Source organism: Arthrobacter sp. Y3224198 (assembly GCF_059090025.1).
Map to the genome: position 1 here is coordinate 1 of NZ_JBNHFG010000028.1, position 24,702 is coordinate 24,702.

Annotated in this window: 22 protein-coding genes; 10 read left to right on the forward strand and 12 right to left on the reverse strand. The window is 66.9% G+C overall.

The genetic code is table 11. The features are described from left to right. On the reverse strand, nucleotides 1-1,099 hold a 1,099-nt coding region (locus AC5RUF_RS13145; RefSeq protein ID WP_494130867.1), incomplete at its 3' end, for an ROK family transcriptional regulator. Nucleotides 1,100-1,249: 150 nt separating this feature from the next. Between AC5RUF_RS13145 and xylA the strand changes: the two genes are divergently transcribed. From xylA to AC5RUF_RS13160, 3 genes are read left to right on the forward strand one after another with little or no spacing between them, the layout of a single operon-like run. Then, a complete protein-coding gene (gene xylA, locus AC5RUF_RS13150) occupies nucleotides 1,250-2,437 on the forward strand; it encodes a xylose isomerase (RefSeq protein ID WP_494130868.1) in 1,188 nt (395 codons plus the stop codon). A 41-nt stretch (nucleotides 2,438-2,478) separates the two neighbouring features. Then, on the forward strand, nucleotides 2,479-3,900 hold the full coding sequence (gene xylB, locus AC5RUF_RS13155; protein ID WP_494130869.1) for a xylulokinase: 1,422 nt from the start codon (nucleotides 2,479-2,481) through the stop codon (nucleotides 3,898-3,900). A gap of 10 nt (nucleotides 3,901-3,910) precedes the next feature. Next, nucleotides 3,911-4,834 (forward strand): aldose-1-epimerase, encoded by a 924-nt coding sequence (locus AC5RUF_RS13160; protein ID WP_494130870.1) that lies wholly within the window; start codon nucleotides 3,911-3,913, stop codon nucleotides 4,832-4,834. Nucleotides 4,835-4,868: 34 nt separating this feature from the next. Here the strand turns inward: AC5RUF_RS13160 and AC5RUF_RS13165 are convergent, their stop codons facing one another. Further along, nucleotides 4,869-5,351, reverse strand: a complete 483-nt coding sequence (locus AC5RUF_RS13165) for a DUF2975 domain-containing protein (RefSeq protein WP_494130871.1) — start codon at nucleotides 5,349-5,351, stop codon at nucleotides 4,869-4,871. Between the two features lie 159 nt (nucleotides 5,352-5,510). Here AC5RUF_RS13165 and AC5RUF_RS13170 point away from each other — a divergent pair, with 159 nt between their 5' ends. Continuing rightward, a complete protein-coding gene (locus AC5RUF_RS13170) occupies nucleotides 5,511-6,053 on the forward strand; it encodes a GNAT family N-acetyltransferase (protein ID WP_494130872.1) in 543 nt (180 codons plus the stop codon). Here the strand turns inward: AC5RUF_RS13170 and AC5RUF_RS13175 are convergent. The 5 genes from AC5RUF_RS13175 to AC5RUF_RS13195 are packed head-to-tail and all read right to left on the reverse strand — an operon-like array spanning nucleotide 6,050 to nucleotide 12,525. Then, nucleotides 6,050-7,045 carry an acetylxylan esterase gene (locus AC5RUF_RS13175; protein WP_494130873.1) on the reverse strand — a complete coding sequence of 332 codons (996 nt, stop codon included), beginning with the start codon at nucleotides 7,043-7,045 and terminating at the stop codon, nucleotides 6,050-6,052. The genes AC5RUF_RS13170 and AC5RUF_RS13175 overlap by 4 nt on opposite strands. Before the next feature lie 7 nt (nucleotides 7,046-7,052). Beyond that, the gene (locus AC5RUF_RS13180; RefSeq protein ID WP_494130874.1) at nucleotides 7,053-9,422 is read right to left on the reverse strand and encodes a beta-xylosidase/alpha-l-arabinosidase; all 2,370 of its coding nucleotides are present in this window, start codon (nucleotides 9,420-9,422) and stop codon (nucleotides 7,053-7,055) included. 2 nt (nucleotides 9,423-9,424) lie between these two features. Beyond that, nucleotides 9,425-10,243 carry a carbohydrate ABC transporter permease gene (locus AC5RUF_RS13185; RefSeq protein ID WP_494130875.1) on the reverse strand — a complete coding sequence of 273 codons (819 nt, stop codon included), beginning with the start codon at nucleotides 10,241-10,243 and terminating at the stop codon, nucleotides 9,425-9,427. Beyond that, complete coding sequence (locus AC5RUF_RS13190; RefSeq protein WP_493997394.1) at nucleotides 10,243-11,193, reverse strand: carbohydrate ABC transporter permease; 951 nt, start codon at nucleotides 11,191-11,193, stop codon at nucleotides 10,243-10,245. Before AC5RUF_RS13190 ends, AC5RUF_RS13185 begins: the two co-directional genes overlap by 1 nt. 18 nt (nucleotides 11,194-11,211) lie before the next feature. Then, complete coding sequence (locus AC5RUF_RS13195) at nucleotides 11,212-12,525, reverse strand: ABC transporter substrate-binding protein (protein WP_493997395.1); 1,314 nt, start codon at nucleotides 12,523-12,525, stop codon at nucleotides 11,212-11,214. A gap of 136 nt (nucleotides 12,526-12,661) precedes the next feature. Here AC5RUF_RS13195 and AC5RUF_RS13200 point away from each other — a divergent pair, with 136 nt between their 5' ends. Then, nucleotides 12,662-13,690, forward strand: coding sequence for a LacI family DNA-binding transcriptional regulator (locus AC5RUF_RS13200; protein ID WP_494130876.1), 1,029 nt, complete (start codon nucleotides 12,662-12,664; stop codon nucleotides 13,688-13,690). A 126-nt stretch (nucleotides 13,691-13,816) separates the two neighbouring features. On the opposite strand, the gene AC5RUF_RS13205 is transcribed toward AC5RUF_RS13200, so the two are convergent. From AC5RUF_RS13205 to AC5RUF_RS13215, 3 genes are all read right to left on the reverse strand, one after another. Further along, nucleotides 13,817-15,370 carry an HNH endonuclease signature motif containing protein gene (locus AC5RUF_RS13205; RefSeq protein WP_494130877.1) on the reverse strand — a complete coding sequence of 518 codons (1,554 nt, stop codon included), beginning with the start codon at nucleotides 15,368-15,370 and terminating at the stop codon, nucleotides 13,817-13,819. A 145-nt stretch (nucleotides 15,371-15,515) separates the two neighbouring features. After that, nucleotides 15,516-16,268, reverse strand: coding sequence for a ZIP family metal transporter (locus AC5RUF_RS13210; RefSeq protein WP_493997745.1), 753 nt, complete (start codon nucleotides 16,266-16,268; stop codon nucleotides 15,516-15,518). 119 nt (nucleotides 16,269-16,387) lie between these two features. Next, nucleotides 16,388-16,777 carry a VOC family protein gene (locus tag AC5RUF_RS13215; RefSeq protein WP_493997744.1) on the reverse strand — a complete coding sequence of 130 codons (390 nt, stop codon included), beginning with the start codon at nucleotides 16,775-16,777 and terminating at the stop codon, nucleotides 16,388-16,390. 180 nt (nucleotides 16,778-16,957) lie between these two features. On the opposite strand from AC5RUF_RS13215, the gene AC5RUF_RS13220 reads away from it, so the two are divergent. Then, entirely contained in the window at nucleotides 16,958-17,872 is a 915-nt protein-coding gene (locus AC5RUF_RS13220; RefSeq protein ID WP_493997743.1) for a DUF5996 family protein, read from the forward strand. Nucleotides 17,873-17,878: 6 nt separating this feature from the next. Here the strand turns inward: AC5RUF_RS13220 and AC5RUF_RS13225 are convergent, their stop codons facing one another. Beyond that, nucleotides 17,879-18,562, reverse strand: coding sequence for a GntR family transcriptional regulator (locus AC5RUF_RS13225; protein WP_494130878.1), 684 nt, complete (start codon nucleotides 18,560-18,562; stop codon nucleotides 17,879-17,881). Between the two features lie 58 nt (nucleotides 18,563-18,620). Then, complete coding sequence (tcuA, locus tag AC5RUF_RS13230; protein ID WP_494130879.1) at nucleotides 18,621-20,099, reverse strand: FAD-dependent tricarballylate dehydrogenase TcuA; 1,479 nt, start codon at nucleotides 20,097-20,099, stop codon at nucleotides 18,621-18,623. A gap of 252 nt (nucleotides 20,100-20,351) precedes the next feature. Here tcuA and AC5RUF_RS13235 point away from each other — a divergent pair, with 252 nt between their 5' ends. The 4 genes from AC5RUF_RS13235 to AC5RUF_RS13250 all read left to right on the forward strand — a co-directional run bounded on the left by AC5RUF_RS13235 (nucleotide 20,352) and on the right by AC5RUF_RS13250 (nucleotide 24,609). After that, nucleotides 20,352-21,332 (forward strand): Bug family tripartite tricarboxylate transporter substrate binding protein, encoded by a 981-nt coding sequence (locus AC5RUF_RS13235; protein WP_493997289.1) that lies wholly within the window; start codon nucleotides 20,352-20,354, stop codon nucleotides 21,330-21,332. Beyond that, nucleotides 21,329-21,964 carry a tripartite tricarboxylate transporter TctB family protein gene (locus tag AC5RUF_RS13240; RefSeq protein WP_493997290.1) on the forward strand — a complete coding sequence of 212 codons (636 nt, stop codon included), beginning with the start codon at nucleotides 21,329-21,331 and terminating at the stop codon, nucleotides 21,962-21,964. Before AC5RUF_RS13235 ends, AC5RUF_RS13240 begins: the two co-directional genes overlap by 4 nt. Continuing rightward, a complete protein-coding gene (locus AC5RUF_RS13245) occupies nucleotides 21,964-23,499 on the forward strand; it encodes a tripartite tricarboxylate transporter permease (protein WP_494130880.1) in 1,536 nt (511 codons plus the stop codon). Before AC5RUF_RS13240 ends, AC5RUF_RS13245 begins: the two co-directional genes overlap by 1 nt. A 156-nt stretch (nucleotides 23,500-23,655) precedes the next feature. Next, nucleotides 23,656-24,609, forward strand: coding sequence for a sugar-binding transcriptional regulator (locus AC5RUF_RS13250; protein ID WP_494130881.1), 954 nt, complete (start codon nucleotides 23,656-23,658; stop codon nucleotides 24,607-24,609). Nucleotides 24,610-24,702: the final 93 nt, after the last annotated feature.

Below are 24,702 nucleotides of genomic sequence, written 5' to 3' on the forward strand. Positions count from 1 at the left end.
CGCCCAGCCCGGCGACGGCGTCGGCGGCCACCGCAGCGCGCAGCCGGTCGGGGTTGGCGGCGAACAGGGTGCCGAGGAATCCGCCCAGCACGATGGTCTCCGGATTGAAGATGTTCACGAAATTAGTCAGCGCCACCGCCAGCTGGTCCAGCTGCCGGTCCACTTCGGCCCGGACGGCCGCTGAGCGGGGCTCGGCCATCGCGGCATCCAGGGTGTCCTGGTCCGCCCGGGCCAAACCGAGCGCGTCAAGCAGCCGGGTCAGGTTCACTTCCGTTTCCAGGCAGCCGGAGCGGCCGCAGTGGCAGGGGGAGCCGCTGCTGTTCACCAAGGTGTGGCCCAGCTCCCCGGCGTAGCCGTCGGCTCCGCGCAGCGGCGTGCCGGACACGATGATGCCGCCGCCGATGCCGCTGGCACTGCCGTTGAGGTACACCGCGTTGGCCGCGTCCACGGCGGCACCGAACAGGCTTTCGGCCACGGAGGCCAGGGTCGCGTCATTGCCGGCAAAGACCGGCAGGCCCAGCGCCTGCGCCAGGGGAACGGCCAGCGGTTCGTCCCGCCACTGAAGGTGCGGAGCCAGCAGGACCAGTCCGTCGCCGGTACGGGTGAGGCCCGGAACGGCCACCCCCACGCCGGCTATCCGGTCCAGGGACGCCAGGTCGTCGGCCATTTCCGCCATCGCGGCGCGGCTGATCTCCACGGTGTCGGCCACGGTGGGCACGGCTGAGGTTTCCTGCCGGATCCGCCGGTGCACCCGGCCGCCCAGGCCCACCAAACCCACGGTGACGGCGTCGACGTCGGGGTGGACCACGACGGCGGCCACCTGCTCGTTCGGATGAACCAGGGGACTGGGGCGGCCTACCCGGCCGGCGGGCGGATTGGTCTCATAGGCCAGGCCCATGGCCGCCAGCTCCCCGGCCAAGGCGCCGACTGTGGAGCGGTTAAAGCCGGTGCGGCGGGTCAGTTCGGCGCGTGAGAGCGGGCCGTGCCGGTGCAGCAAAGTCAGGATCCGCGAAAGGTTGGCGGCCCGCAGGCTGTCGGTGCCGCCGCCGGCCGGGGCCTGCTGCCTGCCGCCGCTCATCTTGCCGGTCCTGCCGGTCATTGCGCCGGTCCTCCCTGTTCGTAAACGTGCTGGTGCTGCCTGCCTGTAAAGCCCCTAATTGCTCCCAGACTACCCGCTGGAACCGTTGACACCCCCGCGTCACCGGAATATGTTGTTGGCACCAACTAATTCCTGTGATCTGGAGCGACCATGACAATGAAGCCATCGCCTTCCGACCGGTTTACCTTCGGCCTTTGGACTATCGGCTGGACCGGAACCGACCCCTTCGGCACCCCCACCCGCGCCAACCTGGACCCCGTCGAGGGGATGCATAAGCTCGCCGAACTCGGTGCCTACGGCGTGACCTTCCACGACAATGACCTGGTCCCCTTTGACGCCTCCGGCCAGGAGCGGGACCTGATCCTGAAGAACTTCACCAATGCACTGGCCGAAACCGGCCTCAAGGCACCCATGGTGACCACCAACCTGTTCACCCATCCGGTCTTCAAGGACGGCGGCTTCACCTCCAATGACCGCTCCGTGCGCCGCTTCGCCCTGCGCAAGGTGCTGCGCAACATCGACCTCGCCGCCGAGCTCGGGGCCGAGACGTTTGTGATGTGGGGCGGCCGGGAAGGCAGCGAGTATGACGGGTCCAAGGACTTCGCCGCCGCCTTCGACCGGATGAAGGAAGGCGTGGACACGGTGGCCGGGTACGTCAAGGAGAAGGGCTACGACCTGCGCCTGGCCATTGAACCCAAGCCCAATGAGCCGCGCGGCGACATCTTCCTGCCCACCATCGGCCACGCGCTCGCCTTTATTGCCCAGTTGGACAACGGCGACATTGTGGGCCTGAACCCGGAGACCGGGCACGAGCAGATGGCCGGACTGAACTTCACCCACGGCATTGCCCAGGCCCTGTGGTCCGGCAAGCTGTTCCACATCGACCTCAACGGACAGAAGTCCATCAAGTTCGACCAGGACCTGGTCTTCGGCCACGGCGACCTCACCAGCGCCTTCTTCACCGTGGACCTGCTGGAAAACGGCTTCCCCAACGGCGGACCGCGCTACGAGGGCCCGCGCCACTTCGACTACAAGCCCTCCCGCACCGAGGGTTACCCGGGTGTGTGGGAATCGGCGAAGGCCAACATGGACATGTACCTGCTGCTCAAGGAACGCGCCACCGCCTTCCGCGCCGATCCCGAGGTGCAGGAAGCCCTGCAGTACGCCGGCATCGGTGAACTGGCCCAGCCCACGCTGGCCGCCGGGGAATCCGTCACCGACCTGCTGGCCGACTCCGCCGCCTTCGAGGACTTCGACGCCAACGCCGCAGCGGACCGCGACTTCGGGTTCGTGAAGCTGAACCAGCTGGCACTGGAACACCTGATGGGCGCCCGCTAGGCTACCCCCGCAGCGCACCCCATCGAGACGGAAGGCCGGGCATGCCACTAGTTGCCGGAGTCGACAGCTCCACCCAGTCCTGCAAGGTAGTCATCCGCGACGCGCAGACCGGTGCGCTGGTCCGGGAAGGATCCGCCCGGCATCCGGCCGGTACCGAGGTGGATCCGGAAGCGTGGTGGACGGCCCTGCAGGAAGCCGCTGCCGCCGCGGGCGGACTGGATGACGTGGAGGCCGTGTCCGTGGGCGGGCAGCAGCACGGCATGGTGTGCCTGGACGAGTCCGGAGCCGTGATCCGTCCGGCGCTGCTCTGGAACGATGTCCGCTCCGCCGCTGCGGCGGAACAGATGGTGGCCGAAGCCGGCCCGGACGGTGCCCGCTACTGGGCGGACACCACCGGGTCGGTGCCGGTCGCGGCATTCACCGCAGCAAAGCTGCGCTGGCTGGCCGACAATGAACCGGACAATGCCGCCCGCATCGCCGCGGTGTGCCTGCCGCATGACTGGCTGAGCTGGCGGCTGGCCGGTTACGGGCCGGGCAGCGGTGCGGACGGGCTGGCGGCGCTGGCCACCGACCGTTCGGATGCCTCGGGGACCGGGTACTGGTCACCGGCCAGCGGGGAGTACCTGCCCGAAGTGTTGAAGCAGATCCTGGGCCATGTCCCGCAGCTTCCGCGCCTGCTCGGGCCGCTGGAGGCCGGCGGACGCACCGCCTCCGGCGCGCTGATCGGGCCCGGTGCCGGTGACAATGCGGCCGCCGGGCTCGGCGTCGCCGCAGGGGTGGGGGATGTGGTGGTCTCCATCGGCACCTCCGGCACCGTGTTCGCGGTGACCGATGCGCCGACGTCGGACGCCACCGGCCTGGTGGCAGGGTTTGCCGACGCCACCGGGCACTACCTGCCGCTGGCCTGCACCCTGAATGCCTCCCGGGTGCTGGATGCCACCGCGGCGATGCTCGGCGTCGACCTGCATGAGCTGACCCGGCTGGCTCTGTCCGCCCCGCCCGGCGCGCACGGCCTGGTGATGGTGCCCTACTTCGAGGGGGAACGCACCCCCAACCTGCCCGGGGCCACCGGCTCGCTGCACGGGATGACGCTGGCCAACTTCACCCCGGCCAACCTGGCCCGTGCCGCCGTCGAGGGGATCGCGTGTTCCCTGGCGGACGGATTTGCCGCCCTGAAAGACACCGGAGTGTCCGCGCAGCGGGTGATCCTGGTAGGCGGAGCCGCCCGGTCCGAGGCCATCCAGCAGTCCATCGCCGCCGTGTTCGGGCTGCCGGTCACCGTGCCGCGGCCCGGGGAATACGTGGCCGACGGCGCCGCCCGGCAGGCTGCCGGCGTCCTGGCCGGTGCCTGGCCGGAGTGGAATGACGGTGCCGCTACGGTGGTGACCGCCGAACCCGCACCGGAGCTGCTGCACCGTTACCGGCAGGCGGCGGTGACTCCTCCGCTTCCGGCCACCCGGTAGGCTCGGGTCCATGACGAATTCCGGTTTCTCAGGTCCCAACGGCAGCCCCGTCGAACTGGCGGCCGGCGCCTACCGTGCCACCATTTACCCCGTCGGCGCCGCGCTCGCCGCGCTGACCCGCGACGGCCGGCACCTGGTGCTGCCGCTGGCGGCCGACACCGTGCCGCACGCCTACACCGGCAAGGTGCTGATGCCCTGGCCGAACCGGATCACCGGCGGCCGTTACACCTTTGCCGGCACCGACTACCAGGTGCCGGTCAATGAACCCGAAACCGGCATGGCCCTGCACGGGCTGGTCTGCTGGGACGAGTGGCAGGTGGCCGAGGCTGCGCCGGACCGGGTGGTGCTGCGGCACCGGTTGATGGGCTCACCCGGCTACCCGTTCTCCCTGGACCTGGAGGCCGTGTACGCGCTCGACGCCGACACAGGCCTGAGCGTGGAACTGGCCGCCCGGAACGTGGGTAACTCCGCGGCCCCGTACGGCGTCTCCGCCCATCCGTATCTCACCGCGGACCTGGCTCCGGTGGGCCGCTGCGTGCTGGAAGTTCCTGCCGCCCAGGTGCTCGGCACCGTGGAGCAGCCGGGCCGTCCGCTGGATCTGGCCGAGCTGCAGGACGTGGCCGGCACCCCGCTGGAATTCACCGCCGAGCAGCCCATCGGGTCCCGTACCGCCGACCACGCCTACTCGGGCCTGCCCGACGGCGGGTGGCAGGTCCGGCTGACAGATCCGGAGACGGGCCTGGGGTCCGTGCTGAGCGCCGACGGCAAGGACGCGCCCTGGCTGCAGATCTACTCCGGCGAGCAGATGGGCCGTCTGGGCGTGGCTGCCGAGCCGATGACCTGCCCGCCGGACGCCTTCAACTCCGGGGAAGGACTGATTGTCCTGGCTCCGGGGGAGGAGCACCGGCTCGGGTTCGGGATTGCCGCGGCCTAGCCCGGTTTTCCGGCGCGCTGGGGCCGGCGGGCGGTTAGCCCGTGGTTTTTAACCGACAGTGCCGGCTGCTCCGGAGATTCTGGCGTATTCGCACGCGCCAGACCAGGACCGTGATGGCGAGGACCAAGCCGGCGGCCATTCCCGCCAGCAGGACCAGGCCAACTGCGGGCGGGCACATCTGGTCCCGGGACAGAACGTCAAGAATGGCACCCATCAGGGCCACCGCCGCCAGCAGGGCCCCGATCAGGATGTCCGCAAGGATCAGGAACCGACGGCGGATGACGGCGCCGGGCTCAAAGACGCGCAGCAGCGGCCATGCCAGCATCAGGGCGGCTTCCGCTGCGGCAACTACGGACACGGCCAGTACCGTTACCGGGTTTCGCAGGTGCTCGGCCTCGGGGAACCTCCCGGCTGCTTCGGCAGCAAGCCAGGGAATCACCAGCAGCTGGCACAGTACGCAGCCGGCCAGCAGTACGGCCAGGGTTGCCCGTGCCGCAACCACGGTCGACCGTGCCATTCCGGATTCAAGTTCCAAGCCCATGGTGTGCCCTGCTTTACTGATCGATGAACGATAGGTATGTGTTGTTGAGCGATAGTGCCACGGCAGGGATGTCAGGGCAAGGTTCTGCACTCTTCCGTGATTGTCCAAGGCTGGCGGCAACCGTAGACTGCTCTGATGCTGACCCTGGAAACCCCGCGCCTCACCCTGCGTCCGTTCACGGCCGAGGACGCGGACTTCGTCCTTGATATGTACTCCCGGATGGAGGTGCAGCGGTTCATCGGCACCACGCCCAAGCTGATGCAGGACCGGTCAGAGGCCCTCGCCCTCATAAACGCGTGGGCCGCCAGGGATGACGGAACCTGCGGCATCCGGGCGGTGCAGGTGAAGGAGTCCGGGCAGCCGGCCGGAACCCTGCTGCTCAAGCCCATCCCGGCGTCGGGACCGGAACTCCAGCCGTCCGGGGACATCGAAATCGGCTGGCACTTCCACCCGGACAGCTGGGGACGCGGCTACGCATCGGAAGCCGGTGCCGCGGTGCTGGCGCACGCGTTCGACGCCGGCCTTCCCCGCATCGTGGCAGTAACGAACCCCGCGAACACGGCCTCGCAGCGGGTCTGCACCAGGATCGGCCTGCAACACCGCGGCACCACCGACCGGTATTACAACACCGTCTGCTCACTGTTCACTGCGGACAACCCGGGCGCCCGGGCTTTCTAGTCCGCAGCGAACTGCTTCCGCAGGAACGCCAGCGCCACCAGCTCGTCCTCGGCGCCGCCGGCCTCATGCTGGTTGAACGGCCACACGGTCAGCTCCTTGGGCCCGGCGTAGGCGTTGTACGCGGCGTACACAGTGGACGGCGGCGTGGTGGTATCCATCAGGCCCACCGAGAACAATGCCGGCGCGGACGCGCGCGGCACCAGGTTCACGACGTCGAAATAGCGCAACGTGGACATTACCTGCTGGACGGCCCCGCGCTGCATGGAGAGGAAATCGGTGATCTCGCGGTAGGGGTAGGCATCGGTCACGTTCAGCGCCCGCGGAAAGTCCGAAAGGAACGGCACCAGGGCGACGACGGCGGCCACCTCCGGGCACAGCGCAGCGACCGCCAGAGCCAGCCCGCCGCCCTGGCTCATCCCCAGCACCGCCACCCGTTCCGGATCCACCGGCGCCGAACCGCTGCCGGCGAGTGATCGCATGGCCTCCACCGCCCGGACGGCATCGGTAATCAGCCGCCGGTAGTAATACGTCTGCGGATCGAGCACTCCGCGGGTCATCACGCCAGGAACCTGGGGACCGGCACTGCCGGCAGCGTCCGGCGTCGTGCCCTTGCTCCAGCCGGCACCCTGCCCGCGGGTGTCCATCTGCAGGTGGGCGAAGCCCGCCGAGGCCCAGAACAGGCCCTCGTGCGCTTCCCCCCGGCCACCGCCGTAGCCGGCAAACTGCACTACGCCGGGCAATAACCCGTCGCCGCGCAGTTCCCGGGCGGGCAGTCGCAGCCAGGCCCGGATCGGATCGCCCGCGAACCCCGGGAACACGACGTCGTACACCTCCACGGTGCGCAGCCCGCTCGGGTAGGGAGTGGCCGTTACCGCCAGCGGGTGCCGGCGCGCTTCGGCCAGGGTGTCCGCCCAGAACCGGTCCAGGTCCTCCGGTTCGGTGGTGCTGCCGCGGTACGTGGCAAGCTCTTCTGCGGGCAGGTCGTAGTACATGCGGCTCCTAGTTGTGTGTAGCCGGCACCACCTCCGCCGGGCAATGCAGCCGGCGGGTATGGTCCACCTCCCGCACGGTTCCGGTCAGGCTAACACCGGCCGTTGCCCGGATGTCAGTGCTGGAAGCCCCGAGCCGCAGCTCCAGCTCACCCGGCTCCACGATCCGCCGTCCGTCCCGTCCGGTGAAGGACGCGACGTCGGCCGGCACCGTAAAGGACACCCGTGCCGAGGCACCCGCGGCCAGCGGCACCCGGACAAACCCTGCCAGCCGTTGCACCGGGCGGACCACCGAGGCCACCGGATCGTGGAGGTAGAGCTGGACGATCTCGGCACCGTCGCGCCCGGACGTGTTGGTGACCGTCACGGACACGGCTGTTTCGCCGTCGACGCCGACTTCGGCCGGGCCGGACAGGGTGGCCTCCGTCCACTCGAAGGTGCTGTAACTGAGGCCGTGGCCGAAAGCGAAGGCCGGGGTGGGGTCGATGCTGGAGACATCGCTGGACCTGGCCAGGGGAGCGGCCAGATAGGTGGAGGGCTGCGCCCCGGGACTTGCCGGAACGCTGACCGGCAGCCGGCCGGAGGGATTCACCCGCCCGCTGAGCACACCCGCCACCGCGGGACCGCCCTCTTCGCCGGGGAAGAAGGCCTGCACAATGGCCGCCGCACCGGCGGCGGCGCGGCCCAGGGCATACGGCCGTCCGGTCAGCAGCACCAGCACCACGGGTTTACCCGTGTCCAGCAGGTGATCCAGCAGTTGCTGCTGCACGCCGGGAAGTACCAGGGATTCGGCGTCGCAGCCTTCGCCACTGGTGCCGCGGCCGAACAGGCCGGACCGGTCGCCCAGCACGGCCACCACCACGTCTGCGTCCCCGGCGGCGGCCAGCGCGTCGGCGACCCCGTCCGTGGACGGCCCGTCCACGCTGCAGCCTTCGGTTACCGTGACCGTGCTGTCCGGGAATTCGGTGCGAAGCGAGGCGGCAACCGTGGGCAGTTCGATGCCCGCGGCGACCTCGGGATGCTGCACGCCCACATGTGCGGGGAAGGAGTAACAGCCCAGGAACGCCATGGGATTGTCCGCGTTGGGTCCAACGACGGCGATCCGCCCCGGTGCGGCCAGCGGCAGGATTCCGTTGTTGGCCGTGAGGACCAGGGCCTGCTCCGCCACTTCGGCGGCCAGAGCACGGTTGGCCGGCCCGTCCAGGTCCACGGACCCGGACACCGCGGCGGGATCGGACAGGTCCGCCCCTGCGAGGGCCGGCGGGACGGCCGACCAGTCGGCATCCAGCAGCCCGAGCTGGATTTTCTGGGTCAGGACCCGCTGCACCGCCGTGTCGATCACGGCCTCATCCAGCCGTCCGGCAGCCAGTTCCGCCAGCAGTGGTTCACCGAAGGCGTCCACAGTGGGCAGTTCGACGTCGACGCCCGCGGTCAGTGCGGCGGCGGCGGCCTCGCCCATGGTGCCGGCCACCCGGTGCAGTTCCTTCAGGAACCCGACGCCGAAGTAATCGGCCACCACGGTGCCCTCGAAACCCCACGTCTCGCGCAGCAGCCCGGTCAGCAGGTCCCGGTCCGCCGCGGAGGGCACGCCGTCAACGTCGGTATAGGCGTGCATGACCGAGCGGACGCCGGACTCCCGGACCGCCATTTCGAAGGGCACGAGCAGCACGTCGGCGCGCTCGCGGACGCCCACGGAAACGGGAGCCAGGTTGCGGCCGGCCTTGGACGCGGAGTAGCCCACAAAATGCTTCAGCGTGGCCACCACCCCGGCACCCTCCAGACCGCGGATGTAGGCGGAGGCGATACTGCCCACCAGATACGGGTCCTCGCCGATGGTTTCCTCCACCCGGCCCCAGCGGGCATCGCGGACGACGTCGAGCACCGGCGCCAGGCCCTGGTGCACGCCCACCGAGCGGAGGTCGGCGCCGATGGCTGCGCCCACCCGGGCGATGAGTTCCGGGTTGAAGGTGGCGCCCCAGGACAGCGGCACCGGATAGGCCGTGGCGCCCCAGGCCGCGAAGCCGGCCAGGCACTCCTCATGCGCCATGGCCGGAATGCCGAACCGGTTGGCACCGGCAATCCGCTGCTGGGTGCGCATCAGCGACAGGGCGCCCATGCCGGCGTCCACCGGGTGGGTGCCGAACGGGCGGGTCAGCTGGCCGAGCCCGGCGGGGAGCAGGTCCTCCAGCGGAGCCGGCTCCTTCATGTCGTGCTGGTGCGGGGCCACCTGTCCGCCCTCGCCGGAGGCACCCACCCAGACACCGAAGAGCTGGGCGGCTTTCTCCTCCCGGGTCATCTGCCGAATGAGCAGGGCGGCGCGTTCCTGCGGAGTGCGGGAGGTGTCCCGCCAGGGCAGGGAATCAACTGTGGTTTCTGTCATGGCTACTTTCCGCCCACGCCCATAAGGCCCTGGACCAGTGCGCGGCGCGCAAAGAGGTACACCAGCAGCACCGGAATCATGGAGAGCATCACTGCGGCGAGGATGCCCGGCACGTTGATGCCGTACTGGGTTTGGAAGTTGAACAGGCCCAGGGTGACCACCTTGGTGGAATCGGACTGGGTAAGGATCAGCGGCAGGAGGAAACCGTTCCAGCCCTGCAGTGCGGCAAACACGGCAATGGTGGACAGTCCGCCCTTGGACAGCGGCAGCACCAGGCGCAGGAAGGTGCGGGCGGTGGAGGCACCGTCCACGGACATGGCCTCATAGAGTTCCGGAGTGATGTCCCGCATGGTGCCGGACAGGATCAGTGTGCAGATCGGCAGTGCAAAGGCCGCCGTGGGCAGGATGATCCCCAACAGGGTGTCGTAGAGCCCCACCGCGTTGATCAGATAGAACATCGGCACAATCACGGCTTGGACCGGGATGGCCAGGCCCAGCAGGAAGAACCGGAAAATCAGTGTGGTGCCGCGGGACTGGCTGCGCACAATGGCGTAGGAGAGTGGCGGCACCACCAGCAGGACAATGCCCACCACGCCCGCGGTGACAATAAAGGTGTTCAGGAAGTAGCTGCCGAAGCCGCTGCGGAACACCTCCAGGAAGTTGTCAAAGGTCAGGTTGGTCGGCAGGGAAACGGGGCCGTTGGCGCTGAAATCGGTGCGGCTCTGCACACTCGCGGCCACCATCACATACAGTGGCAGGGCCACGATCAGGAGCCAGACGGTGACGGCCGCTCCGGCGATGTAATTCGGGCGGGTACGCATCAGACTCCCTCCATGGTGCTGCGCATCTTGTCGTAGCCGGAGAGCTTCACCATGATCAGCGAGATGGCTGTGGCCACCACCACCAGGACCAGGGCGATGGCCGAGCCCATGCCGAAGTTGTAGCGCCGGAACGCTTCCTCATACATGTAGAAGGCGGTGATGGTGGTGTCCGTCCCGGGACCGCCGTTGGTCAGGATCAGCACGGTCTCGAAGGTGGTCAGCCCGCCCACCACCATAAGGATCACGGAGGTGATGATGCTGTTGCGCAGCTGGGGCAGGGTGATGGAAAAGAACTGCCGGGCACGTCCGGCGCCGTCCACTTCGGCCGCCTGGTAGAGCACCGGCGGAACGGATTTTGCTGCGCCCTGGTAGATCAGCGTGTGGAACGGGGTGAACTGCCACATGCCCACGAAGATGATGACGCCGATGGCGGTGGGCTGGTGGCCGAACAGGTTTCCGTCCCCGAAGAGCCACTTCAGCTGGCCCGGAATGCCGAAGTTCGGATCCAGCAGCGCCCGCCACAGCACCGAGATTGCGGCGGACGAGAGCAGCAGGGGCAGGAAAAAGATGACGCTGAGGACGGCACGGTTGCGTTGCGGGCCGGCCGCCCAGACACCCAGCAGGATGCTCACCGGAGTCTGGGTGGCCACGCCGAGGACGATGAACAGCAGGCTCAGCCACAGGCTCTTGAACATGACCGGGTCTCCGGCGAGTTCCTTCCAGTTCTCCAGCCCTACGAACTTGGCGTCGCCGAGGCCGGTCCAGGTCATGAAGGACAGGACAACGACGGCGACCAGCGGGATGACGGCGAAGAGCAGGAAAAACACCGCCGCGGGCAGCGTCCAGGCGATCCCCGGACGGTTCTTCCGGGTCCTGCCGGCCGGTGCCGGAGAACCCTTGGCAGGGTTGTCCGGCACGGCCGGCGGCCGGGGTGGAAGCAGGGTGGTCATGGTGTGCCTTCGGTCCGGCTACTGCTTCAGGGACTGCATGGCCGAAATGAAGCCGTCTTCGTCAATGCTTCCGGCGAAGAAATCGGACACGGCGCTGTGGATGGTCGGCGTTGCAGCCGGCGGGTACGCCTGGTCCCAGGAGAGCTGGAAGTTGGGTGCGTCCTCCACCAGTCCGTACTGGAACTTTGCGTACTCCGGGTTGGCGGCCTGGTCCAGGAACTGTTCGGTGTTCGTGGTGGTGGGCAGGTTGCCGATGGCCAGCTGCTCCTGTACAAACTCGTCCGAGTACATCAGCTTCAGGAAGTCCCGCACGGTGTCCGGGTACCGGGTGTCCTTCAGGACCGAGTAGTAGTTGTTGGTGTTGCCCACCAGGTTGGCGGGGTCGCCCTTGCCGCCCTCAATCTCGGGGAACGTGCTCCAGCCCAGGCCGTTGGCCGCGAATTCGGGGTTGGTGTCCTGGATGGTGGCGTATTCCCACGAACCCATCAGTTCAAAACCGGCCTGTCCGCCGGCCAGCAGGGCGGGGGAGCCGCCGTCGGTGAACTTCACGGACTGGAAGTTGGTGCCGAAGGCTTCGGCGTCCACGAGGTCACGGAGCATGCCCAGGGCTTCCCGGCTTTCGTCGGATTCCCAGACTCCGGTGTCTCCGTCCAGTGCGGTCTGGAACAGCTCCGGTCCGGCCACCCGGTCATAGACGTAGGAGAACCACATCTGGGTAGGCCATTCGTCGCCTCCGCCCAGAGCGATCGGCGTCTTGCCGGCGGCCTTGAGCTTGTCGACGGCGTCGAGCAGGTCATCCCAGGTCTTGGGGGATTCGGTGATGCCTACCGAGGCGAGGACTTCCTTGTTGTTGAACAGCATCACCGGCTGGGTACCGCGCATCGGAATGCCGTAGGGGGTGTCATCCACCGTGGCGACGTCGTACACCGACGGCAGGAAGGCGTCCTTCAGTTGCGGGTCGTCTCCGATGAAGTCGTCCAGCGGCATCAGCAAATCAGCATCCACAAAGTTGGAGATGCTGCCGCCGCCCCAGTTGAAGAAGATGTCCGGTGCTGCGTCGGTGCTCATGACGGTCTGCAGCTTCTGCTGGTAATCGGCACCGGGGATGGTGTCCAGCACTACCTTCACATCGGAGGTCTCGTTGAAGCGCTCGACCATGGCGGTTTCGACATCGTTGCTCGCGTCTCCGTAAACGAGGACATGGACCTCGTTCTCGGGACGGTTCGAGGAGGCGGAGTCTCCGCCTCCTGCACAGCCGGTCAGCGTGAGGCCGAGCGCCAGCACGCTGGCGGCGGCCAGGACCGTGGTCCGGGGCGAGGGCTTGTTCATCATTGAACACCTTCCGAAAGTTTCGGTATGTTGATCGAAAGTTACTTGACGCGGCCAGCATAAGTTGCGCGTAATGTGATGTGCAACACTTTTCGATAAACTGGTTTCCGCTTTATTTCGTGCCGTCGAAGGATCCTTCATGCAGTCATCTCTCCCGCAGAACCCGGTAACGCTGGCCGAACTGGCGGCCGAAGCCGAAGTCTCCCTCTCGACAGTTTCGAAAGTCCTCAACGGCAGGTCCGACGTTTCGCGGAACACTAGGGCGAAAGTCGAGGCGCTGCTGGAGGAACACGGGTACCGCCGCAAGGGAGGGGCCAAGTCCCGGTTGCTGGAACTGGTGTTCCATGAGCTCGAGAGTGCCTGGGCGTTGGAAATCATCCGGGGAGTGGAGAATGTGGCCCGGGAGAAGGGCCTGAGCGTGGTCCTGACTGAAAGCGGCACCCGCCATGCGCCGTCGCCCGAGTGGGTGGAAGGCGTGATTGCCCGCCGGCCCGTCGGCGTCGTGCTGGTCTTCTCCGACCTGGCACAGGACTCGCGCCGCCAGCTGGAGGCCCGGTCCATTCCCTTTGTCATCATTGATCCGGCCGGGGATCCGGCGCCCGACGTGCCGTCGGTTGGATCGGCCAACTGGTCCGGGGGCATGATGGCCACGCGGCACCTGATCGAGCTGGGACATACCCGGATTGCCGCCATTACCGGCCCCGAGGACATGATGTGTTCCCTGGCGCGGATCGACGGCTACAGTTCTGCGCTCAATGCTGCCGCGTTGCCGTTGGACCGGGACCTGATCCGGTACGGCAACTTCCATGTGGACGGCGGCCGCGACCATGCACTGGAACTGCTGTCGCTTCCGGACCGGCCTACGGCCATTTTTGCCGGCAGCGATCTGCAGGCGCTGGGCGTGCTCGACGCCGCGCGGCAGCTGGGCATCAGCGTCCCGGACGAGCTCTCCATTGTGGGGTACGACGACCTGCAGGTGGCACAGTGGTCCAGTCCGGCGCTGACCACGGTGCACCAGCCGCTGATTGAAATGGCCGAGGAAGCCGCCCGGATGGCGGTGCGCTTGTTCGAGGGGGAGCGGCCGAACAACCTCCGGCTTGACCTGGCGACGTCGCTGGTGGTGCGGCAGAGCACGGCCCCGGTGGCGGCGGCGGTGGGCGGCCGGTAGGGAGTTCCGGCAGAGCCCAGAAGCCAGCGCATAGGCCGGTCCCCGGTCGGCGCGTAGAAGCAGACGGGACTGCAGCGAACCGGACGGTGGTCACCAGCCCGGCAGGTCGTGGGCTTCCGAACCTCCTCAGAACGGCGGCGGCTCAGTCGATACCGGAGCGGGTTTCCGTGCCAGTTCCAGGAAGGGTTCCGTGCGGTAAATCCGTCCGGTGGGTGAGGTCCACTCGATGACTCCGGGCGTGGGCTGGGCAGCTTTCCACAAGCCGAGGGTCTTGAACCGGTGATGGCGTCGGCACAGGTGTGCCAGGTTTCCGTGGTCGGTGGGCCCGCCGCGTGCCCAGTCCGTGGTGTGGTCGATTTCGGTGTTCGCGGTGCTGACCCTGCAGCCCGGGAACCGGCAGGTACCGTCCCGTGCCCGCAGCCAGCGGGCGAGTCCTGCGGGGACTTTCCTCCGACGCCCAACCCCGAGAATCTCCCCGGTGCGGGGGTCCTGGGCGAGCCCGGTCCAATGCAAGGCGTTGCGGGCCAACCTTCGGGCTTCGTCGGCGCTGATGGGTCCGTAGCCGTGCAGTTCTGCGGGCTGGTCGTCGGCACCGAAGAGGGTCTCGGCATTGATCAGCACCATGATCTCCGCCCTGGGCACCACGCTGGAGGTATCCGCCGCCGGATCGGCGGTGCCTTCGCCGTCCCCGGCGCTCCCGCCACCGCCGCGACGAGCAGAGCCGCCCACGCCACTGTGACCGATGCCGGAGCTGCCTTCCCGTGGCGCGCCGAGGCCGCCCATCAGCAGCTGCGCGAGAATGTCGGCACGCAGCTGGTCCGTCGTCCGGGGATCGCCGCCGTCGCGTTCACCCCGAGCCGCAGTGCTCAACGCCGTATAGATTTGCTGGGCTTCCGCCGCCTGCAGGTAGGCCGAAAGGCAGGACATACCGTCCTCTTCCCGGTCCAGGGTCACGCGGCGCTTGTCGAATGCGCTGCGGTGCCGTTCGGGTATGGTTTCGGGGTACTTCTTCTCCCTCAGCCGGCGGGCACGGCAGGCGAACTGGGCCCGGGTTTGCCCCTCGGCGGCCGGCAGCAGGTCCGCTTCAAACCCGGGCAGCTGCCCGGCCGGAAGGGTCAGGCACTGTTCCACGACAACCTGGGCGTGGGGGTAGCTGAACCGGCCGTCCTCCAGTGCGTTCAACGTGGCGGTATGCGGACCGCAGAGTCGGCCGGCTTCGAACAGGAGGCGCTGCCCGGTGACCGGCGGAACGTTCAGGATGGCAGCGCATTCGGAGGCCGCAAGGCTGAATGCCATTCCCGGGTCCAGATCGACCAGCCGGCCTGCCTGGCCTGTGTCGCCCGGCAGACAGAAGCCTTCCCGGAAAATCTCCTCCATGCGGTTCATCAGCCGGGCCTGCTGCGCCTGGGCCCAGGCGATTAAATGGGCGATCCTGCCAAGGGTTTCACCCACGGATTCCTCGTCGAAGGATTCCAGATTCCGCAGTGCGAGGGTCCCGGAGAACCCGTCCGGGAAAGACCCGCCGACGTCGCACGCTGCACCACACTCCGGCCGGGCCCGAAAAACCGCTGGTATGCAGGACGTACGACGCGCATCGGAGAGACCAGCCGGGCGCTCGCGCTCAGCGTCCGCACTGCCTGCCTCTTCGGTTATCCGGTCGGTGTTTCCGAGCTGATCCATGCCTTAAGAATTTCATCCGGCACTGACAGTTCCGGCCCCAAAACAGGCCCTAAACGGCCCCACCGAAAACTTCATTTACCCGTCTTTTTGATGCCACTACCTGCTCTGGAACTCTTATGGAACTCGCCCCCAAAACCCCCGGCACTCACCCCAGGCGGTGAATCGAAAACGCCGCCAGGAAGCCCACAGAAGCGATGAGCCCGGTGAGGATATGGGACTCCTCAAAGGCCTCCGGAATCATGGTGTCCGCGAGCATGGCCAGGATGGCCCCCGCAGCAATGGCAGTAATAAAGGCAACCAGTTCCGCCGGGGCACCTTGCAGGGCGACAAAACCGAGCAGGGAGGCGAGCCCGCAGACGACGGCGATACCGCCCCATACGCCGAAAACGTACTTGGCGCTCCGTCCGGATCGTTTCATGCCCGCGGTGCTGGAGAGGCCTTCGGGCACGTTGGAAATAAACACGGCTGCGAGCATGGCCGGGCTGACCGTAGAGGCGGTAACCAGTCCCAGCCCCAGCACCACGGATTCCGGAATGCCGTCCAGCAGGGCACCAACCGCAATGGCTCCGCCGCTGCCGGGGCTGTCCGCTTCGGAGGGATGCTTCTTCCCCGACCGCTTGCGGTGCCGGGCACCGGCCCTGGCCAGCAGGACGTTGGCCCCCACATAGGCCACTGCGCCGGCAAGGAACCCCCAGACCGTCGCCGTGAGGCCGCCGGACTCCACCGCCTCGTCCACGAGCTCAAAGGCCAGTGCGGAGATCAGCACACCGGCCCCAAAGGCCATCACCGACGAGACGATTTTCGGCGGGATATGCCACTTCCACGCGATGCCGGAACCGATCACCAACGCTGATCCGGCTACGGTTCCCCACAGCAGTGCGTCATACCACGAGCCCAAAAGTCCGTCCTCTCTTCGTTACCGAAGATCAGCATACTGACTTTCCGGGACGTTCCGATTCTCACCCGATGCCGCAGGTGCGCGCACGGACCAGGGGTATCCGCAGCCGTGTCAGCCCCTTAAATACTGGGAGGTGACAGGATCTCCACCCTGTTTCCGAACGGGTCCTTGCAATGGAACCGTTCGTAGCCCTCGAAGGTGTGCCGGTCCGCCCAGGAGACTTCGAACCCGCAGGCCTCAACCCGGGAGCCCAGCTCCTCCAGCGCCTGGACCGAATCCAGCACGAGGGCGGGATGCGCCTTCTTGGCAGGAACAAAAGGGGAGTCGACCCCAAGGTGGATTTCCGCAGTCACGCAGTCGCCGTCGAACGCCCGGAACCAGCACCCGCCCCGCCCGGCCAACGACGCCGGCTTCGGCACCTCTGTGAGGCCGAGCGCCTCACCGTAGAAGCGCCGGGCGTTGGATTCCCCGTCCCGTGGAATTGAAACCTGAACATGATGCAGCCGCATGGTCCCCCCGCTATCAGCCTTTGATCTGTCAGAGCACCATGGCACATTCATTGAATGGGACCAACTTTCAGTCTGAAAACTACGTAACGGCCGTGGCAGCGTCCCCGTTGACCGCCCCCGGAGCAGGTTCCACACTAAGAGCAGCACGTGGCTTATCCGCCCCTGAGCAGAGGTACTTCCATGGATCGGAACTTCCTGAACTATCCGGATTGGCAGGCCACCGCCGATACCCTGCACCTGTTCCTGCAGATGGCCGGCAAGGTGAAGATCGAACGCAGCTACCGGGAACCGGAGTGGGGCCATGTGCGGATGCCGCTGACGGTCCAGGGCATCGGCACCGGTGTGATTCCCGGACCGGATACCAACTTCGAAATCTACTTCAACCTCCGCGAGCACCACGTGGATGTGCAGAACACCAATTACATCCGCACCCGGCTGGAGCTCTCGGACGGGCTCAGCGTGGCGGACTTTTACGGCCAGCTGATGGGGGCCCTCGAGTTCATCGAGGCTCCCACCGCCATCAACACCGAACCACAGGAATTCCATGATCCGGTTCCGTTCGACACCGACACCAAGCACCACAGTTACGACAAGCACGCCGTGGAACTGTTCCTGGACAACCTGCACTTCGCGCAGCGAAGCCTGACGCAGTTCCTGTCGCCGATGCGCGGGAAGGCCTATGCCCCCGCCTACTGGTTCGGGACCATGGATCTTTCCGGAATCGTCTATAGCGGACAGTCCGCGCCCTATCCCGGCCGCGGCACGATCGCGGTCAACTGCTTCGATGAACGCTTCTGCGAGTTCGGCTTCTGGCCCGGAGACCCGTCCGTCCCGGAACCGTCGTTCTACGTGATGCCGTATCCGTTCCTGTCCAACATCGGCAGCTACGGAAGCATGCTGGCCCCGTCCAAAGCCCGATTCGCCACACAATCCAGCGAATTCTTCCTGACCCTCAAGGACGCGTTCTCCTACCCTGATCCGCAGCGCGCTGTCGTGGATTTCTGCCGCACCAGCTTTGACATCCTGCAGCGGATGGACAAGTGGAGCGACGTTGAGTGGATCACGGAGCCGCTCACCTACGAAGTGCGGAGCTGAAAGCTTCTATCGCGTGTAGGGCTTCAGCGGCTGCTTGAGTGCACCCTCGCGCAGCAGTTTCAGGCGGATCTGGCGGGCGGTCTCCATATGGGCACGCGCGATCCTGCGGGCTTCCTCAACGTCCTGGCGTTCGACGGCGGCGATCAGGGCGGCGTGTTCGTCCAGGGCGGCGTTCCAGCGCGACTCCACGGAAAGCGTGGACTGCGGGGCATGCACCAGATGCGTGCTGAGCCGCTCGAGCAGGTCCGTCAGCACCGGGTTGTGGGCGCATTCCCACAGTGCGGCATGGAATTCCAGGTTGGTGGTGATGCGGGTGGCGTCATCTGGGTCCACCAGCTGCCGGTCCCGTTCCAGCAGGGCTTCCAGCCGCATCAGGTCGGTGAATTGCCGGGCCCGGGCGGCTTGCCCGGCAACTTCCTCTTCGAGCATGATCCGCATGTCGTAGATCTGGATAACCTGGGCCGGTTCGATCTCGGGAACCTGCAGCCCCCGCGCCACGCGTTCCAGCAGGCGTTCCTGCTGCAGGCGGGAGAGCGCCTCCCGGACCGGAGTCCGGGAGACGCCGAAGCGTTCCGCCAGGGTGATTTCCCGCATGGGTGTGCCGGGGCTGTGCACGCCGGAGAGGATCTCGCTGCGCAGCGTTGCGAAAATCGCCTCACCGTCAATTCGTGCTGATGCTGCTTGGCCCACTGGACGTCCTCGAAAAGAAGCGGAAAATAACCGAAACTGTCGGTCCCAACATTACCGGTCAGGCCAGCGAACCGGCCCGCCGTCCGAAGACACAGCCGGCCGCCAGGCCCGAGCCGCCGGGATAGTTGGTGCTGAACAGTCCGCCCAGCATCTCGCCCGCGGCAAAGAGCCCCGGAATCGCGTTGCCGTCCGTGTCCAGTACCCGCCCCGAGGTATCCCCCCGGACCCCGCCGAAGGTGAACGTGATCCCGCAGGTCACGCCGAAGGCGTAGAACGGGCCGTTTTCCAGCGGGTTGGCCCAGTTGCTCTTTACCGGCACCGTACGGGCGGCCCGGCCGTCCAGGATGTTCGGGTCGAAGGAAGCACCTCGGTCAATGGACGCGTTGTACTGGGCAATGGTCTTCTCCAGCGCCTCAGGGTTGATGCCGGTCTTCGCTGCGAGCTCGGCAACGGTGTCAGCGGTCTCCACGGATACACCGGGCATGTCGTATTCCTCGGTCCGCAGCATCGGGCGCAGGCCGGCGTCGAAAATCTGCCAGGCCACGGAACCGGGCTGGCGAAGAATTTCCTTGCCGTATTTGGCGTACGTGTAGTTGCGGAAGTCCGCACCCTCGTCGAGGAAGCGTTCGCCGTTGCGGTTGACTATGATGCCCAGCGGATAGCTCTGCCGGGTGAGCCGGTTGGTCAGTTCCCGGTTGCTTTCGTTCTGCGGCGTAAAGGCGTCCCACTGCACGCTGTGGCAGGTGTTCCAGTCACCGCCCCGTGCGGCACCGGCGTCGAGCGCGGCCCGGATCATGTCTCCGGTATTGAACGGGGTGCCACGGACCTTGGCGTTTTCCCAGCCCTCGCCCAGGTACTCGCGGCGCAGCAGGGGATCGGCTTCAAAGCCGCCGGCCGTGAGGATCACCGATTCGGCCTCAATCGTGTATTCCCCGTCCGGTCCGTCGACGACGACGCCGGTCACCCGCCCGCCGTCGACCAGCAGCTTGGTTGCCGGGCTGGCGTAACGGATGTCGGTGCCCAGGTCACGGGCCACACGGGTGTGGTCGGCCATCATTCCCTCACCGCCGCCCACGTTGCCCACATGCAGCCCGCCCCAGAACAGGTAGCTGCCGTCCGGGCGTTCGTAGGCCTGGCGTTCGTACATCAGCCGGTACTTCAGGCCCAGGCCGTTGAGCCAGCGCAGGGTGGGCTGGCTCTCGGCAATGAGCACCTCGGTCAGGTCCGGATCGTTGCGTCCCTCGGTCACCTTCGCCAGGTCGGAGGCATAGTCTTCCGCGGTGTACGGCGGAACCACGGTGGAGCCGTGCCGGTCATCGGGTTCCACCAGTCCGGCCAGGTCCTCCAGTCCGCCGTGGACTATCCGCGTGGCACCTGCCGTGTAGAAGCTGTTGCCGCCGGAGAGTTCTTCGGGGCCCTTCTCCAGCAGGATCACCGAGCGGCCGCGCTCGGCTGCGGCGTGCGCGGCGGTGAAGCCGGCGTTGCCGCCGCCCACCACTACGACGTCGGTTCTCACGGGTTCCGGAACAGCGGCCATCTGGTACTCCTGGTCTTTAGGCGAGCGAACTTGCATACAATTGTATACATTGAATCAGCGAACGGGGAAGAGTCTACGTACTTCCCCGTGAAGGTCAAATGTTGCGGTATTCGGTAGCTATTGTTACCCACGTCACTTTTGGGACTAGAGTGATGCAGGTCACTTCGGGTATATGTGTATTGCATTGTGTACAACCGCACTGTGTACAACCGCACTCCCCACCCCTCACAACGAAGTAATGGAACGGGAAACATGAAAAAGACCCTCCGAACCGGGGTGTTCGCCCTCGTCGTGGCCGTCGTGACGGTCCTGGCGTTCGTCAACGCGGCGGCATCCGGCGGCACGGCGACCGCCCGCAGCAAACTCACGCTTATTGCCCCGGCAGCACCGGGCGGCGGCTGGGACGGCTTTGCCCGGGAATCGCAGCAGGCGCTGCGCAGCAACGGCATAGTCAACAACCCCCAGGTGGTGAACGTCCCCGGAGCCGGCGGCACCATCGGCTTAAGCCAGTTCGTCCAAACACCCGGCAGGGAAGACGCCCTGCTGGTCACGGGCGGCGTCATGGTGGGCGCCATTGAACTGGCCGACAACCCGGAGTCCATGGCCGACGTCGTGCCCATTGCCCGGCTGGCGGACGACTATGCCGTGCTCGTGGTCCCGTCCGACTCCGAGATCCAGACACTGGCGGACTTCCTCGAGGCCTGGAAAGCGAACCCCGGAGCGAACTCCATCGGCGGCGGCTCGCTCGGTTCCATCGACCACCTGCTCAGCGGACTGCTCGCCCAGAAGACCGGCATTGACCCGCGGGCCGTGAATTACGTGGCCTATTCCGGCGGCGGCGAGGCCCTGACCTCCCTGCTCTCGCACACCACCGTGGCGGGCATGTCCGGCTACAACGAGGTGGCGGACCAGATCGAAGCCGGCACCCTCCGCGCCCTCGCCATCTCCTCCGAGGAACGGCTCGACGGCGTCGATGTCCCCACCTTTATGGAGCAGGGCGTGGACGTGTCCATGTCCAACTGGCGCGGCGTCGTCGCGGCCCCCGGCATCACCGACGAGGCCAAGGCAGAGTTCATCGCCATCATTACCGAGATGCGCGAGTCCGACGAGTGGAAGGACACGCTGGAACGCAACAGCTGGACGGACAGCTTTGCCACCGGCGAGGAGTTCGAAACCTTCATTACCGAAGAAGTTTCCACGGCACAGTCAATCGTGAAGGAGCTCGGACTATGAGCCTCGCCCAGGACAAACCCGCCCCCGTGCAGCAGCCCGAGCCGCGCCGCTCGGCCATGCTGGAAGGCCGCAGCGAACTGATCGTGGTGGCCGTGCTCTACGCCGTGGCCATCTTCCTGGCGGTGGGCACCGCCTCCATGAACGTGCAGGGGAGCGCAACGCCGGGCCCCCGGTTTTTCCCGGTCCTGGTCTGCATTGCCTTGTTCGCCGTGGCCACCGCACTGGCCATCTCGGTGATCCGCAGGCCGAACATCCCCGACACCCGCATCCACCCCGGACACGGTAACTTCTCCGGCGCAATGCTCGATGATCTTTCCGGCGAACACGAGTTCGCCACCCCGCAGCCCGCCGGTACGCCGGGGGAGGAGCAGCGCAGCTGGAAGACCTACTCCGACTGGCGCACGGTGGGCCTGGTGGTGGGCGGCGTCGTCGTCTTCACCGCCGCGCTCAACATCCTGGGCTGGATCATCAGCGCTGCGTTCCTGTTCTGGGTGATCTGCTATGCCATGGGCAGCAAACGCCCCGGTTTTGACGTCGGGGTATCCCTGCTCTTCGCCTCCGCCGTCCAGCTGGCCTTCAACGCCGGCCTTGGCCTCAACCTGCCCTCCGGCTTCCTGGGAGGGATGCTCTGATGGACCAGCTCGCACTGCTTTTTGAAGGGTTCGCCCACGCGCTGACCCCCATGAACCTCCTCTGGGTCCTGATCGGTGCCGTGCTGGGCACCGCCGTCGGCGTCCTGCCGGGACTCGGTTCCGCCATGGCGGTGGCCCTGCTGCTTCCGGTGACCTTCTCGCTGGAGCCCACGGCCGCGTTCATTATGTTCGCGGGCATCTACTTCGGCGGACTCTTCGGTGATTCCACGGCCGGGATCCTGCTCAACACACCAGGCAACTCCTCGGCCATTGCCTCCACCTTTGAAGGCCACCGGATGGCCAGGAACGGGCACGCAGCCAAGGCCCTGGCCACCGCGGCCATCGGCGCCTTCATCGGCGGGCTGATCGCCACCACGCTGGTGGTGTTCTTTGCCCCCACACTGGTCCGGCTTGCCACCGTCTTCGGACCGGCCGAGTACTTCGCCCTGGCGGTGTTCGCCTTCCTGGCCATCTCCGCCGTAGTGTCCGAATCGGTGATCCGCGGCGTGGCAGCCCTGGGCATCGGCCTCGCCCTGGCCCTGGTGGGCATCGACGGACCCAGCGGCACCGCCCGGTTCACCCTGGGCATGCCCCAGCTGTTCGACGGGATTTCGGTCATTGTCATCACGGTGGGACTGCTCGCGCTCGGCGAGGTTTTCCACGTAGCCTCCCGCATCCACCGGGATCCGACAGCAACGCAGATCAAGGCCGGCGGGAACGCACGGATCAACTTCAGGGACTTCCGCAAGGCCCTGCCTGCCTGGCTCCGCGGCACCGCCTTCGGTGCACCGTTCGGCCTGATCCCCGCCGGCGGTGCCGAAGTGCCCACCTTCCTGGCCTACGGCACGGAAAAGCAGCTGGCCAAACGCCGCCGGGACCCCGAATTCGGTACCACCGGCTCCATCAAGGGCCTGGCCGCACCGGAAGCTGCCTCGAATGCGACGGCGGGAACCGCCATGGGTGCTTTGCTGGCGCTGGGGCTGCCGACGTCGGCCACCGCGGCCATCATGCTCGCCGCGTTCCAGCAGTACGGCATGCAGCCGGGCCCGCTGCTTTTCGAGCGCAGCGGTGACCTGGTCTGGGCGCTCCTGGCATCGCTGTTCATTGGACTGGTGATGCTGCTGATCATCAACCTGCCCTTCGCCAGTGTCTGGGCCAAGCTGCTGACCATCCCGCGCCACTACCTCTATGCCGGCATCACGGTGTTCTCGGTGCTGGGTGTCTACGCGGTGAGCTCCTCGCTGATCGACCTGTGGCTGCTGATCGGCATCGGGCTGGTTGGCTTCATGATGCGCCGCTACAGCATTCCGCTGGCCCCGGTGCTGATTGCCGTCATCCTGGGTCCGATGGCCGAAACGGAGCTGCGGCGCGCGCTCGCTGTCTCCGAAGGCGATCCGGGCATCCTGGTGGGCAGCCCCATCACCGTGACGCTGTATCTGGTGCTGGCAGCCGCGCTGGTCGTCAGCGCCCTGCAGCACCTGCGGCACCGCCGCCAGGACCGCCGGGCGGACGTGCCGGAGCACGAAACCGTCTAGTTCCCAAGGGGCAGGACCGGCCGCGGGAAGCCGCGGCCGGCCCTGCTGCGTCGCAGGCCTTGACGGGCACCGTGGAACGGGCGTTATGTGACAGCCGTCGCAAGATGAAAGAATCTCCGTTGCGACTCATGGGGAGAAGCGACGAGGGAGTCACATATGGATGCACGCGAGAACCAGGCACTGGATGCGGTCAAGCTTTATTACGAGGCGGGGCTGTCCCAGAGCGAAGTGGCCCAGCGGCTCGGCCTGTCCCGGCCCACCGTCTCCAAGCTCATCCAGTACGGCAAGGACCGCGGCTACGTCAGCATCCGCATCCACGATCCCCGCGAGTCCGAATCCACCCTGGCCGGCGAACTGCGTGAGGCCTTTGGCCTGCGCGACGTCCGCCTCGCCGTCGTGCCGGAAAACGGCCCGGACCTGGTGGGCCAGCTGGGCAAGGTAGGCGCCGCCGTGCTGGCGGAAAACGTGAACGACGGCGACATGGTGGGCGTGACGTGGGGGTCCACCATGTACTCCGTGGCCCGCAACCTGAGCCGGCAGGATCGCAGCGGCGTGGAGATCATCCAGCTCAAGGGCGGGGTTTCCTACACCACCCGGGTGACCAACGACTTTGAAACCATCACCCTGTTCTGCAATGCGTTCGGGGCCTTTGCCCGCACCCTGCCGCTGCCGGTGATCTTCGACAGCGTCGAGGTCAAGCGGCTGGTAGAGCAGGAGACGCACATCCGCCGGGTCATCGAGATGGGCCGGGACGCCGACGTCGCCGTGTTCACGGTAGGGGCGATCCGTCCCGACGCCATGCTCCTCAACCTCGGGTACCTCAGCGAAACCGAAAAGGCCGGCATCGCGGCACGGGCGGTGGGGGATATCTGCTCCCGGTTTATCGACGACGACGGCAACGCCTGCCTGCCGCAGCTGGACGAGCGGACGGTCGGGATCACACTGCCGGACCTGCGCGGCATCCGCACCCGGCTGCTGGTGGCGGGCGGGGAGGCCAAGGTGGCCGCGATCGAGGCCGCCCTGCGCGCCGGCTACGCCACGCACCTGGTCATTGACGCCGAAACGGCGGGCCAGGTGCTGCGCACCACCCGGCAGCGGACGGCCTCCTGACCCGGTCGTCCGGGTGGAACAGATGTAAAACAGCAATTTGACATGTGTTCGGCGCCACTCCTACAGTGAGGAAGCCGTTTCTCAATGAGGAGG

Excerpts from the sequence above, each read along its gene's own strand:
- xylA (WP_494130868.1), top strand. The coding sequence starts at position 1,250 with ATGACAATGAAGCCATCGCCTTCCGACCGGTTTACCTTCGGCCTTTGG.
- xylB (WP_494130869.1), top strand. The coding sequence starts at position 2,479 with ATGCCACTAGTTGCCGGAGTCGACAGCTCCACCCAGTCCTGCAAGGTA.
- AC5RUF_RS13160 (WP_494130870.1), top strand. The coding sequence starts at position 3,911 with ATGACGAATTCCGGTTTCTCAGGTCCCAACGGCAGCCCCGTCGAACTG.
- AC5RUF_RS13165 (WP_494130871.1), bottom strand. The coding sequence starts at position 5,351 with ATGGCACGGTCGACCGTGGTTGCGGCACGGGCAACCCTGGCCGTACTG.
- AC5RUF_RS13170 (WP_494130872.1), top strand. The coding sequence starts at position 5,511 with ATGCTGACCCTGGAAACCCCGCGCCTCACCCTGCGTCCGTTCACGGCC.
- AC5RUF_RS13175 (WP_494130873.1), bottom strand. The coding sequence starts at position 7,045 with ATGTACTACGACCTGCCCGCAGAAGAGCTTGCCACGTACCGCGGCAGC.
- AC5RUF_RS13180 (WP_494130874.1), bottom strand. The coding sequence starts at position 9,422 with ATGACAGAAACCACAGTTGATTCCCTGCCCTGGCGGGACACCTCCCGC.
- AC5RUF_RS13185 (WP_494130875.1), bottom strand. The coding sequence starts at position 10,243 with ATGCGTACCCGCCCGAATTACATCGCCGGAGCGGCCGTCACCGTCTGG.
- AC5RUF_RS13190 (WP_493997394.1), bottom strand. The coding sequence starts at position 11,193 with ATGACCACCCTGCTTCCACCCCGGCCGCCGGCCGTGCCGGACAACCCT.
- AC5RUF_RS13195 (WP_493997395.1), bottom strand. The coding sequence starts at position 12,525 with ATGATGAACAAGCCCTCGCCCCGGACCACGGTCCTGGCCGCCGCCAGC.
- AC5RUF_RS13200 (WP_494130876.1), top strand. The coding sequence starts at position 12,662 with ATGCAGTCATCTCTCCCGCAGAACCCGGTAACGCTGGCCGAACTGGCG.
- AC5RUF_RS13205 (WP_494130877.1), bottom strand. The coding sequence starts at position 15,370 with ATGGATCAGCTCGGAAACACCGACCGGATAACCGAAGAGGCAGGCAGT.
- AC5RUF_RS13215 (WP_493997744.1), bottom strand. The coding sequence starts at position 16,777 with ATGCGGCTGCATCATGTTCAGGTTTCAATTCCACGGGACGGGGAATCC.
- AC5RUF_RS13220 (WP_493997743.1), top strand. The coding sequence starts at position 16,958 with ATGGATCGGAACTTCCTGAACTATCCGGATTGGCAGGCCACCGCCGAT.
- tcuA (WP_494130879.1), bottom strand. The coding sequence starts at position 20,099 with ATGGCCGCTGTTCCGGAACCCGTGAGAACCGACGTCGTAGTGGTGGGC.
- AC5RUF_RS13235 (WP_493997289.1), top strand. The coding sequence starts at position 20,352 with ATGAAAAAGACCCTCCGAACCGGGGTGTTCGCCCTCGTCGTGGCCGTC.
- AC5RUF_RS13240 (WP_493997290.1), top strand. The coding sequence starts at position 21,329 with ATGAGCCTCGCCCAGGACAAACCCGCCCCCGTGCAGCAGCCCGAGCCG.
- AC5RUF_RS13245 (WP_494130880.1), top strand. The coding sequence starts at position 21,964 with ATGGACCAGCTCGCACTGCTTTTTGAAGGGTTCGCCCACGCGCTGACC.
- AC5RUF_RS13250 (WP_494130881.1), top strand. The coding sequence starts at position 23,656 with ATGGATGCACGCGAGAACCAGGCACTGGATGCGGTCAAGCTTTATTAC.